The 12,175-nt window shown below is 67.3% G+C and carries 10 protein-coding genes; 6 read left to right on the top strand and 4 right to left on the bottom strand.

The features are described 5' to 3' along the window. The first annotated feature begins 177 nt into the window (after positions 1-177). From GCL84_RS19785 to GCL84_RS19770, 4 genes are read left to right on the top strand one after another with little or no spacing between them, the layout of a single operon-like run. Positions 178-948 carry a DNA glycosylase family protein gene (locus GCL84_RS19785; RefSeq protein WP_197523372.1) on the top strand — a complete coding sequence of 257 codons (771 nt, stop codon included), beginning with the start codon at positions 178-180 and terminating at the stop codon, positions 946-948. Continuing rightward, positions 926-2,416, top strand: a complete 1,491-nt coding sequence (locus tag GCL84_RS30675) for a B12-binding domain-containing radical SAM protein (RefSeq protein ID WP_156757011.1) — start codon at positions 926-928, stop codon at positions 2,414-2,416. Before GCL84_RS19785 ends, GCL84_RS30675 begins: the two co-directional genes overlap by 23 nt. Next, complete coding sequence (tmk, locus tag GCL84_RS19775; protein WP_156757010.1) at positions 2,413-3,051, top strand: dTMP kinase; 639 nt, start codon at positions 2,413-2,415, stop codon at positions 3,049-3,051. Before GCL84_RS30675 ends, tmk begins: the two co-directional genes overlap by 4 nt. Positions 3,052-3,092: 41 nt before the next feature. Continuing rightward, positions 3,093-3,530 carry an NUDIX hydrolase gene (locus tag GCL84_RS19770; protein ID WP_156757009.1) on the top strand — a complete coding sequence of 146 codons (438 nt, stop codon included), beginning with the start codon at positions 3,093-3,095 and terminating at the stop codon, positions 3,528-3,530. Between the two features lie 423 nt (positions 3,531-3,953). On the opposite strand, the gene GCL84_RS19765 is transcribed toward GCL84_RS19770, so the two are convergent. From GCL84_RS19765 to GCL84_RS19750, 4 genes are all read right to left on the bottom strand, one after another. Beyond that, entirely contained in the window at positions 3,954-5,036 is a 1,083-nt protein-coding gene (locus tag GCL84_RS19765; protein ID WP_156757008.1) for an exonuclease domain-containing protein, read from the bottom strand. A gap of 414 nt (positions 5,037-5,450) precedes the next feature. Next, positions 5,451-6,230 carry a hypothetical protein gene (locus GCL84_RS19760; RefSeq protein ID WP_156757007.1) on the bottom strand — a complete coding sequence of 260 codons (780 nt, stop codon included), beginning with the start codon at positions 6,228-6,230 and terminating at the stop codon, positions 5,451-5,453. A 284-nt stretch (positions 6,231-6,514) separates the two neighbouring features. Next, positions 6,515-8,257 (bottom strand): ATP-dependent helicase, encoded by a 1,743-nt coding sequence (locus tag GCL84_RS19755; RefSeq protein WP_156757006.1) that lies wholly within the window; start codon positions 8,255-8,257, stop codon positions 6,515-6,517. Beyond that, complete coding sequence (locus GCL84_RS19750; protein ID WP_268891370.1) at positions 8,257-9,951, bottom strand: ATP-dependent nuclease; 1,695 nt, start codon at positions 9,949-9,951, stop codon at positions 8,257-8,259. The genes GCL84_RS19755 and GCL84_RS19750 overlap by 1 nt, the downstream gene beginning before the upstream one ends. 566 nt (positions 9,952-10,517) lie before the next feature. Between GCL84_RS19750 and GCL84_RS19745 the strand changes: the two genes are divergently transcribed. Then, a complete protein-coding gene (locus GCL84_RS19745) occupies positions 10,518-10,781 on the top strand; it encodes a helix-turn-helix domain-containing protein (protein WP_156757005.1) in 264 nt (87 codons plus the stop codon). A 123-nt stretch (positions 10,782-10,904) separates the two neighbouring features. Beyond that, positions 10,905-12,116 (top strand): tyrosine-type recombinase/integrase, encoded by a 1,212-nt coding sequence (locus GCL84_RS19740; RefSeq protein ID WP_156754316.1) that lies wholly within the window; start codon positions 10,905-10,907, stop codon positions 12,114-12,116. Positions 12,117-12,175 lie beyond the last annotated feature (59 nt).

Below are 12,175 nucleotides of genomic sequence, written 5' to 3'. Positions count from 1 at the left end.
GGAGTAACAGCTCGACCTGGCACACGATCTGGTCGAGGTGATCCAGCGTACTCCAAGTTCGCGGCTGGCTTGCTCATGACGGGCCGCCACGGGTCACCTGTTCGAGACCATTGAAGGACGAGAAGAATGCGGCGAACTTCAGCGTCGAGAGGACCCCCGGTGACCACAGTAACCTTGATGACCGATCACCCGGCTTGGCGGCCATCGCCGATCGAGGCGACCACGTGGGTGCGTGCGGTGCACACCCCCGACGGCCCAGCCGGCGTCGTGGTCCCCGTCGCACATGTCCCTGACGGGGACGCGGTGGTGGTCGACGTCGTGGACCCGGATGTCGTCGAAGGCGACCCGGTCCTGACCGGTCCGCTGCGGGCTGCCGGGCCGGTGGCCCGGGTGCGCACCGTGGATCTGTGGGAGGCGGTAGGCACCGCGGCCGTGCGGCAGGTCATCAAGGCCGCACAGGCCCGCAAGCTGCACCGCGCCTTCTGCGAGACCCACGGTGTGCCCGTGCACACCACGGCGGGGACCGCTTGGGCGTTTCCCCGGCCGGAGGTGGTGTTGGCGTTGTCGGACGAGGACTTCGCCGAGCTACGCATGACCTTCTTCCGCACCGCGCTGCGCGCCGCGGCCGAGGCGCTCACCAAGAGCGGGCCCGAATGGGCGGAGCTGCCTCCCGACGACCTGGTCACCACGCTGTGCACGATCTCCCGCATCGGCCCGTGGACAGCGCGTGCGGCGGTCGCCGACCACACCAACCGCTTCGACCTCTACCCGTACTCGGACCTGGCCGTGCGCACTTGGGCGGCCCGGCTCGCACCCTCGGTCGACTGGCCCGGCGACGAGAAGACGTTCGCCGCCAAGTGGGCCTCGATGACCGGCAACCACCTGTCCGATCTGACCTTGCTGACCTTGTCTTGGGGAGTTCGCCATGCAACTGGGGGCGCCGTCTAATCCCTCTTTCAACACTCTGTTCGACCACATCGCCGGGATCGATCCGGCGCGGTCGGTCGACATCGTGTTCGTCAACGCCCCGCTGCGCGACTACGCGCTGCGCCCGCGGGTCAACGACTTCACCCTGCCCGTGCTGGGGATGGCCTACATCGCCACCGTCGCCGCAGAGGCGGGGTTCAACGTCGGAGTCCTCGACGCAGAAGCCCACGGCCTCGGAATCGCCCACACCGCCGCCGTGGTCAACGCCGTCGCGCCGCGGTGGGTCGGGCTCAACCTGCTGGCCCCGACCTACGAGATCAGCGCCCACCTCGCCGCGGCCCTCGACCCCGGCGTCAAGCTGTTGCTGGGCGGGCATCAGGCCAAGGCCCTGCCCGCCCGCATCCTCACCGACCCGCGCATGGCCCGCTGCGAGGCACTCGTGCTGGGCGAGGGCGAGACCCGGGTGGAACGCCTGCTCCACGATCACCGCGACCGCACGGGTCTGCCCGGGGTGATGTGGCTCGACCCCATCACCCATACGCCCGTCACCGGCGGCGTGCCCGGCACCGGTCACCTGCTCGCCCCCGACATCAACGCCCTGCCGTTCGTCGACCGCCGCTTCCTCACCCAAGACCCCCGCCCCGACCAGGGCAGACAGGAGGCGAACATGGTCGGAGCCCGCGGCTGCCCCTACGACTGCTCCTTCTGCGGCGCCGCGGTCAGCGCCAACCCCGACATCACCATCCGCACCCGCACCCCGGGCAACATCCTCGCCGAGATGCACCAGCTCCGCGACGCCCACGGGGTGAGCGCGTTCCGGTTCGTCGACGACCTGTTCCTCGGCGCCCGCAAGGTCATCCGCACCATGGCCGACGCGTTCACCGAGGAGAAGGTCGGGGACTGGGCCGCGTGGGATGCCACCGGGCGGATCAACATCCTGCACCGCGAACCCGACCACATCCTCGACACCCTGCGCGCCAACGGACTGCGCGAGGTCGCACTCGGGATCGAGTCCGGCAGCGAACGCGTGCTCAGCCTCATCGACAAGCGCATCGACCCCGACACCACCCTGCAGGTCGTGCGGCGCCTGACCGAGCGCGGCATCAACGTCAAGGGCTACTTCATCCTCGGCCTGCCCACCGAGACCACCGCCGAGATCGACGCCACCGTCGCACTCGTCCACCGCCTGTGGGACACCACCGACGACCTGGACGGCACCTTCCGCGCCTCGGCCTTCGAGTACCGCCCCTACCCCGGCACCCCCGACTGGCACCGCCTCACCTCCACCGGCCGCTACACCGCCGACCAACTCCTCGACTACACCGCCGTCGACCTCACCGCCGACGGCACAGAGGAGTCCATGCGCGAACGCGACGAGTTCAACTTCTCGGTCAACCTCCAACTCAGCGACGCCCCCATCGAACACGTGCGCACCCGCCTGCTGGAACTGACCCGCGCCCAGCACGACCGCAAAGCAGGTACGCGATGAGCACCGAACCGGGACTGCTGGTCAGCATCGACGGACCCGCCGGAGCGGGCAAGACCACCCTGGTCGACCACCTCGGCCACCACCTGACCCGGCGCGGACACCTGGTCCACACCACCACCGAGCCCTCCCACAGCCCCCTCGGCAAGCTCGCCCGAGCAGCAGCGGACTCGCTGCACGAGTACGCCCTGGCCTGTCTCGTCGCCGCCGACCGCTACCACCACCTCGACACCGAACTGCTCCCACGGCGCGAGAGCGGCCACATCGTGCTCTGCGACCGCTACCTGCCCTCCACCCTGGTCCTGCAACGCATGGACGGCGTGCCCCTGGACTTCCTCGAGGCCATCAACGCCCACGTCACCCCTCCCGACCTCGCCGTCCTGCTCACCGTCGAACCCGACACCGCCGCGGCCAGAGTCCAAGCCCGCGGCGCCCACAGCCGCTTTCACCAAGGCGCCGAGTCCACCGCCGAAGAGATCACCCTCTACGACCAGGCCACCATCTGGCTCCTCACCCGCCGCATCCCCGTCCTGCGCATCGACACCACCCACACCCCAACCCCCGATGTCGCCGCAGCGATCACCGAGGGCATCGAGGCCCTGCTCACCAACCGACAGGGCCTCCCACAGGTCGAGTAGCCTGCCGAACACCACGACACACGACCAGGAGCAAGGCGGACATGGCCGACCAGCACACCGTGATCGATGTCCACGTCCTCCTGCTCCGCGACGACCACGTACTGCTCACCCGACGCCGCGGCACCTACGGCGACGGGATGTGGCACCTGCCCTCCGGCAAGCTCGACCCCCACGAATCCCTCCCCGCCGGGGCAGCACGAGAAGCCCGCGAAGAGGTCGGCGTCACCATCAACCCCGACGACCTCGAACACACCACAGTCCTGCACGTCGCAGACTCAGGACCCACCCCCCGCCTCGGGGTCTTCTTCCACACCCACCGCTGGACAGGCACACCCACCAACCAGGAACCCGACAAATGCGCGGGACTCGACTGGTTCCCCCTCGACGACCTCCCCGACAACGTCATCCCCTACCCGCTGGCGGGCATACGCGCGTATGCCACCGGAACCGCCTTCGCCACTCTCGGGTGGACTCCTTGAGTCGTGTGCTCATCTGGAGCCGTTGATCCTGTTCATGAGAATTGTGCTCCGGGCGTAGGTCAACGTGGGCGACCAGTTCCCCCGGTTCGTCCGTCGCACATGGTGGGCATGGGACGTTTAAGGAAGCTGCAGGTCAGCGGCATACACCATGTTGGGGATCTGGGTCAGTTTCCCTCGGACACTCCACTACCTCACGGCGCCCTCAAGCGATGATCGGGCGCTTCACCATCGACTGTCCGACGCATCTGAAAGCTGGGGATGGAACGATGGGCAGACCACTCTTGCGTCGAGGGCTCGAGGTTAATGAACCCTCTGGTGCGGGGCCGGAGTTCGTGGTGCTCGTCCTTGGGGATGTTGGGGACCACTCCGGCGCCGAGGCTGCCGGTAGCTGAACCGTGGGCGGCGGGGACCGAAGGTGATCAGCTACCGGCCGTACTCCGCGTCGTAGGTGCGCTTCAACTCGGCGGCACGCTCTTCGTCGCAGGTACAGCCCGGCAGTTCAGGATCACACCGCAGCCGCAGCAGACGCTGCCGGATCGCTCCTGGAGTGCGTCCGTAGCGAGTCGCGATCTGCATGCGCCGTGTCTCGGCCACGTCCGTAGGGTCGGCGGACAACCACTCGTCACTCAGTGCGGCGTCCTGGTCTGGTGTCCAGGAGGCGTGCGAGTTCGTCACGCCACCGGGTCGAGGCGGCAACCGACGGCGGGTGCTCTCCAGGCGGGCCTTCGTCTCGGGCAACAACGGCCAGAACCGGGCACCCGCTCGGACGTCGACCGCACGGGCCCGATGCCGCTCAGCACCGGCGCCATCGCCTCGGGCTGCCGACCCTGCGGCGCGTCGCTCGAGTTTGTCGGCATACGCGACCTCGCTGTCGCGATACCAGCGGGCCTGGTGGCTGTGTAGGACGTGCGGAGCGACTCGTCCCACGTCGTGGGGGTACACCCTAGCCATCCGCCAGGCCAGACGTGCTACGGCGATCGCGTCTCCCGCGCTGGTGTGGGCGTCCTCGAGCCGTACCTGGTAGTGGTCGCACACCGCAGCCAGGGTGCGCTTGCCCTCGCGTCGGGGATCGAGTTGGCGGTCGATGCACAGCGGATCGATCACGGGACCACTGAGCACCAGGCTGCGGCGGTGGTGCCGCTGAAGTTCGGCATCGAGCATCGTCAGGTCGAACGCGGCGTTGAACGCGCACAGCGGCGTTACGGGTGTCCATACCTCGGCTAGCACGGCGGCCAATTCGTCGATCACCTCGACGGAGGATCGGCCTCTGAGACGGGCCATCTCGGTGGTGATGCCATGGATGGCGGTGGCGTCGGTCGGAATCTCGACGCCCGGATCAGCCAACCAGGTGCGGGTATTGACCTCAGGTCGCGTTCCTGGTCCGCCTGGTGTGATGGTCACGATGGCGGCGGTCACCATCCGGTCCCTGCGCGGGTCGACGTCTGTCGTCTCCAAGTCCATCGCGATGATGGGTCCGTCGGCCCATGACACTACGGGTTCGATCATGCGCGCAACGTAGTAGCTGGGTCTGACAATTTAGGGTTTATGCAGGCCAGAGGTGTGGCCATGAGCCGGATACAGCGTTGAGTGCCTGATTACTTGCTTTCCGGAAGTGCTCGTGGGTAGGGGTACGCAGACCAAGAAGAGCGCTCCGCAGCGCGAGCGGCGCCGAGTGAACGGTCTAGAGATTGGCGCCGGGGGCGACTTGCAAGTGGTGATGGTGAACGAGACGTGCGCGGCCATCTCGCTGCCTTGGGCCCAGGTCACCGACCCGCGGGGGAACTCGGGCGAGGTCGCCGTCTTCCGCGCGAGCAGGCCATGGAGACCCCGTTGGAGCGTGCCGAACCGGGTGGTGCGCTCTAACAGGTTCAAGATTGAGACTTGCGGTCCGACACGTACTCGGCAAACACCCTCACAAAGTCAGTCGAACGGGTGCTCTCGCCGCCACTGCCGACCGGCGATGGCTCGCACGACGCCGCCCTGCTGCCAGCCACTCGCCAGCCAGAGCTGACTGAGGCCACTCGGGAGTTGCGGTGGTTCGCTTGACAATTTGCCGCCGAAGGACAGGTTGTCGTACGCGGCGAAAGTGAGCGCCTGGGGGCGGACGGAGAGGAACAGATGACGTTCTTCGCAGCCGGATGCTGCGAGTTTGTCGATCTTGCCCTGCATCTTCTCGTCGAGAAGTGCAGTGTCCACCTGCCGTGGCAACTCCAGGCCTCCGGTGTCGACGAAACCGCCAACCGGGGCGGTGACCACCCACACGGTCGCATCGCCGGTGGCTGGCTTGCTGGTGGTGGTGGTGGCCCGGACCCCGAGGTCGAGCAACTCCTCGGCGGCGGGGCTGGTGTTCTCGGCTTGCCGAAGGTTCGTCAGACCGAGGTTCTCGCAATGTCGCAGCACCTCATCTAGGAGCCGGAGATTGCCGGGGTGGAAGTCGCGTGGCACTTGGGTGATCCAGGAACCCGACAGGCCGGGTACCGAGCGCTTGTACCCGTGCCGGTCGAGGACGTTCATGATGCGAGCCTCGTCAGCAGGGCCGAGAGATGAGATCTCCAGCGCGGCGACGCGACCGTCCGGGTAGTGCAAAAGCGCATCCACTGCGCCCTGGCGGCCATCGACATCGTATTCCTCGACCGAGAGGCCCAGGACACGGCCGACGACGGCCAGAGCGAACTGTTCATCAGGGCGGTCTGCGCTCATACCCGAACTGTAGCCCGGTTCTCATAGCAAGCGGCGACGCCGTTCCCGAGGACTTGGCGCCGCCTGATCGACCCCATCCACCGCCCCCCGCACAGACCTTCCATCCTTCCAGCCCTTCTTCCTACGGGCGCGGTGGCGGGTGGCTGCGATGTGGTCGGCAACTTTCGACAGAGGACCGGAAGATCAGGATTTCGTCCGCGGTGCTGATGTAGGCGCCCCGGTGGAACGCCCGATCTCATAACCATCGGCATCACCCACGAGTCACGACGCTGGCCGGGTCTCGATCAGATCAGTCCTGCCTCGTGCAGGAAGCGACTGGGGCCTGCCTGGGCGACGCTCCCGCTGGCCCACTGAACGAATCCTGAGTAGAAGATGTGGACCTCGTTCTTGGCCCTGGTCACCGAGACAAAGAACTTTCGCCGGTCCTCGTTCATCCTGGCGGCGTCGTCCATGGACTTGAAGTGCGGCAGGCACTTCTCGTCCATGCCGAGGATGAGCACGACGTCGAACTCGAGTCCCTTGCTGGAGGTCATGGTGGTGACTTCGACCCGGTCCGAACGGCGAACTCGTTCGGCGAGGTCGTTGACGGTTGTCAGCGGCTTGTCCCTGTCCGACAGGACATCTCTCATGTTCCTCAGCTCGCGGGCATCCTCTGCTTGGAACCGCCGTCGGGTGACCCCGTCGAGGCCCAACTCCTCCAGCTCGTCCAGGAGGGTCGCAGCGGGCGCGTGCACCCGTGACGAGAAGCCCAACAGGGCCTTGACCAGCGCGGTGTCGTGCTGCGGCGTCCACGACAACGAGAGCAGCTTGCGCCAGTCACGCAGGATGGTCCCCAAACGGGCGTCGCTGAGCTCCTGGCCGAGCGCCGCCCACGAGGCGCATTTCTCGACCAACGCCGTGGCCAGGGTCAGCCGGTAGCCGCTCTCTCGGACGAAGGCGGCGATGCCGTTGTCCCGCAGGGCTTGCGCGGCCTGCTCGCAGTCGCGGTTCGTCGAGCAGAGCACAACGATGTCGTGCAGGGCGGTCCCGTGCGTGGTCGCGCGCTGGACCGCGGTGACAGCGTTGGCACATTGGTCGGCGAACCCGCCCGGGCAGTGGGTGACGGTGACGGCGCCCCCCTGGTTGTCGCCGACCATGGCGTGGCCGCGTTGGATCAGGTTGGCCACACGGATGATCTCGTGTCCGCACCGGTAGTTGTGTTCGAGGTGAACCGGGTGCACACCTTCCTGGGCTGCGAGATCGAACAGCAGCTCCGGGTTGCTGCCCGCCCAGCCGTACAGGGCCTGCTCCGGGTCGCCGACCGCGAAGAGCTCCGCGGTCCCGGCGTCGAGGCACAGCGACCGCAGCAGACGGTCGAGACCGGGGACGAGGTCCTGGTACTCGTCGACGTAGAGGTTCCGGTAGCGCGACATCAGTACGTCGCGGACAACCGGGTTGCCCTCGACGATGTCGACCGCGGCCTCCACCACCTCGTCGAAGTCCATCAACCCGCGTCCGCGAAGGAGCTCGCGGTAGCGGAGCCCTGCGGCGGTGTAGCTGTCGCTGACAGGGGCGACGGTGAAGCGTCGTCGACGTGCTTGGATCTCCTTGGCGTGATCGTCGGGGTAGCGCATCTTCCCGAAGACCTCGTTGACCGCCTGGTGGCTGGCTGAGCGCTCCTGGCGGTCGGAGGCGATGCCCAGTTCCAGTAGGTCGGCTTTCCCGGTGAGGCTGGCGAAGGGCAGCAGGACTTGGCGCAACGCGAAGCTGTGCACGGTCCCGACGAACAAGGTGGACCGCCTGGGCGCACCGAGTGCTTCGATCCGCCGCTGTAGCTGCCGTGCCGCCGCGTTGGTCAGGGTGATGCAGGCAGCTCCGTGGGGTTCGGGGATGCGGTTGAACAGGTCGTGGGCGAGTCGGGTGGTCAGCAGCTTCGTCTTGCCGCTGCCGGGTGGGGCAAGGACGACGCAGTGTCCTCTGTGGCTGAACGCTTCCCACTGCTGCTTGTTGGTGCGCAGGTCGTTGATCGAGTCGGTCAAGGTACCCATCAGGCGCCCAGGTGCCTGAGCGCGTCGAGGACGTAGGCGGGGGCGTGGACGGCCTTTTGCGAGAGGCGGTGCGCGAACCGGCCCTTCCCACCGACGTTCTTGATCGCCCCCAGGAACGGGTCCTGGCCTGGTGAGACCTCACCCCACTTGTCCACCGCCCTCGAGCCGAGTTCACGCAGGACGGCGAAGCACGGCTCGACATTGCGCGGGTCGGCGTCCAGCAGGTCGTTCTCGAACGTCGTCGGGCCCACGAAGATGTTGGAGGTGTCGCCGCCGAAGTCCTCGCCGAGCCGGGTGGCTCGCGCCACCCCAGCGTCGCCGTCGCCGTCGGTGAGCACCGCCCAGGGGATTCCCAGGGCGGCGCAGAACTTGGCGTAGGAGCGGAAGTGGGTGCCGTGGATGGCGCACACGGTGATGCCGAGCTTGTCCAGGTCCAACCCCGCGGAGCGTGCGACAGCGGGGACGAGGACCTGCTCGGCGTACCCCTCGACGAGCAGGATGCTCCGGGCGAAGACCATCTCCGCGCGCGTGGCGTCGAGATAGCGGCCGATGTCGTCCCACTCAGCCTCCGCCAGGTCGGCGGTGTGCGCGGCGGCGGCCTCGGTGCGGCCGCCGACATCACGCAGGACCACGAGGCTCCTGGGCGCGGTGACGCTGGCGATGTGCGGGGACTGGGTGGTGACCAGGACAGACCGGGCTGTCTTGTCGTCGTTGAGGAAGCGACGGAACACCAAGCGCTGCACGTGCGGGTGCAGGTGGGCCTCGGGTTCCTCGATGGCCATCACCACGTGGGCGATGTCGGAGTCGGCCAGGCGCTGTTCAAGCTGCAACTCCAGCAGGGCCAGATAGAGGACGTTCAAGGTGCCCAGGCTGGTGGAGCCGAGGCGGCGACCCGCAGGCCCGTCAACCATCAGCCTCATGTTCCTGATCAGACGCACCGGGTCGTCCGAAGCGACCTTCAGGTCCGTCTCCAATGCCTGGTTCGGACCGACAATCTCGTGGATTCGCTCGGTGATCCCAGTCGCCACCTGGGTGACCTCGGTCAGCCCGTTCAGACTGTCGTTGGCCTCCCGCATCGCGTCGCGGACCTTGACGAGGTCCTCCTCGCCCACAGCCCGCGCCGCGGCCTCCAGCAACGTCCGCAGCGGCGACCCTCGCCTGCTGTTCAAGCGGGACTCGACGTCTCGCAACGCGTGCAGGAAGACCAGGTGCATGTGGTCGCGCAGGTCGGTGGCCACGACCTGCTCAGCGTCCTCGCCGCCGAAGATACCGAACCGGTACTTGACCCGCCCGGAGCCCGGCTCGGCCCCGGTGTCGACGGGCGCGAACCTGTAGGTGAGCCGGGCCTTCGGCGGCTCCTGCGCCACCAGCGCATCGCTCAACGCGGCCATCACCGCCTCATCGCCACCGAACTCGACGATGTCCACCGAGACCTCGATCTCCTCCCCGGCCTGCATCGGGTCCCAGTCGACACTGCCGTCCGAGAGCCCATCCCAGAAGTCCTCCCTGCTCAGCCTCCTGTCGAGGCTGGACATGCCCGGATCGAGCACGAGACGAATGGCGTGAACCAAGTTACTCTTTCCCGCCCGGTTCTCCCCGACGACAACCGCCCCGGGCTGCAACCTCAAGTCCACGTCCGCGAGATTCCGAAAGTTCCTGACCCTAACCCGGTCGATGCGCAAACGAAGCTCCATTGCTCGTCGCCCAAACTGGGCGACCCATTGATCATGCTGCCAATCGTCGACAACTGGGCATTGCGTTACAGCCCGTCGTAACCGTGACCCGAACGTGTAGCCCCTGTAGCTGAGCGGACGGACTGGCGCAGACTGCACGGCACGCGTCAACTCGGCGAGGAGTTCGACACCCCGCCTGCAGTCATGGCGCGTGCCGCGTTCACCGCATGTCCTGGGCGGTGTTTCAACGCACGCCGCCGCCGTGGCCCGGCTAAAGAAGCTGGGGGTGGGCCCGCCGATCGTGTGCTGGCCGACCATCGCGCGTCCTACCCGTCGCGCGACCGGCGCTCGCGCTGAAGCCCGACTGGCTGGCCGAAGACTTCGTCGCTCTGCTGCTACCCGGCCACGCCGTTACCGGCTTCGACCTCGACCCGTGGCTGCCGACGTACCGCGCGCTGCTCGGGCGCGACCTGTGACGGCCCGGATCGCGACGTAGCTGTTCCTCGCTAGGCGACGGCGGTGTGTCCCGATCATGGTGGTTCTGCGGAGTTCAGAGACATCATCTGATCCCGTACCAAGGAGACATCATGGTCGACGCCAGCGAATCCGTGATTGGCGCCAAGGGAGCCGAGCCGCTTCTGCTGACACCCGCCGAGGCGGCAAGGCTTCTGCGAGTGAGGGAGTCGTGGTTGCGTAGGCAGGCCGGTCAGCGGCGTGTCCCGTGTTCCTTTGTGGGCAAGCACCTTCGGTTCTCCCATGCCGACATCGAGCAGATCGCCAAGGCCGGACGACGACCCGCGCGAACGTCTTCGGTTCCAGGCAGCGGGTCTCGGGGCAGGTCCTTCGAGTAGCGACCGGGGTTGCTTGTCTGGTGAACCCTGATGGGTTTGCTCTCTGGGTCGAGTGGAGCGTGGATGCGGGTGCGGCCCCGCCCCGGGGGCGCGCCCGCATCCCTCGTAGAGAGACGTGAAGACATGGCATGGGCTGAGAAGCACGGCAACGGCTACCGGGTCCGTTACCGACTCGACGACAACCGACTCTCAACCGAGACAGGGTTCACCACCTACGACCAGGCCCGCGACCGGGCCTTGGACATCGAGTCGTTGATGCGCACGGGGAAGTTCGTCGACCCCCGCGCCGGGCAGACACTGGTCCGGAACTGGGTGCTGGCGTGGTCGGAGGCCACCGACGTCAGCGAGAGCAGCTGGGCCAAGTACGACTCACACCTGCGCAACCACATCCTGCCCCGCTTCGGCGACACTCCCCTCAACCAAATCAGCCGCATCGTCGTCAAGGGGTGGGTCAAGAAGCTGCGGCGCGGGTTGGCCGACAACACCGTCGCCGACATCGTCACCCTGTTCTCCATGATCCTCGGCGAGGCCGTCGACGAAGGCCTCATCGGCGCCAACCCCTGCCGCAAACTCCGCGCCCGCACCGGCGACCAACCCGAGCGACCCCACGCCACCACCATCCAGGTCCGCACCATCGCCGCCCAGACCGTGCGGGCGCAGGACGAGATCCTCATCTACACCGCCGCCTACACCGGCATGCGCTGGGGCGAGATCGCCGGACTCCAATGGCCCAACGTCGACCTGGACAACGCCAAACTCAGGATCCACCCCGATCACGGGGCCCTGCACGAGGTCAACGGCAGGGTCTACCTCGGGCCACCCAAGACCGCGGCCAGCGTCCGCATCATCGACTTGGCCCCGTGCACCGTGGCGATGCTCACTTTGCTCCGGGACAGCCAGCCCGACGAGCAGCGCGCGGTGTTCACCGGGGCCGACGGCGGCTGGCACCGGCGGTCCAACTTCCGGCGACGCGTGTGGCTTCCCGCGACACAGGGGCACCGGACACGCGGCTGGGTGCCCGTGATCCCGGCCATGCACTTCCACGACCTACGCCACACCCACAAGACCTGGATGATCGAAGACGACACCCCCGACGTCCTCCAACACCGCCGGTTGGGCCACCGTCAGCACGGAATCAGCGGCGTCTACTCCCACACGACCCAGGTCATGGCCGACAACCTGCTCGCCGCTCTCCAGCGGCGTTGGGAGCAGTCCGGGAGCACGATCCGGGGTGACCTCTACCGCACCACGAAGGGGGTCAAGATCTTTTGCTCCCAATCTGCTCCCACAGACGCAGAACAGCCCGCCGACGAAGATCGTCGACGGGCCGTCTGACCAGCAGAAACTACTGGTGGGCGATACTGGGATTGAACCAGTGACCCCTACCGTGTCAA

The sequence above is a fragment of the Actinokineospora pegani genome (assembly GCF_009745975.1).
GTDB classification, from domain to species: domain Bacteria; phylum Actinomycetota; class Actinomycetes; order Mycobacteriales; family Pseudonocardiaceae; genus Actinokineospora; species Actinokineospora pegani.
Note: the sequence above shows the minus strand (reverse complement) of the source record. Positions and strands in the feature narration are given on the sequence as shown.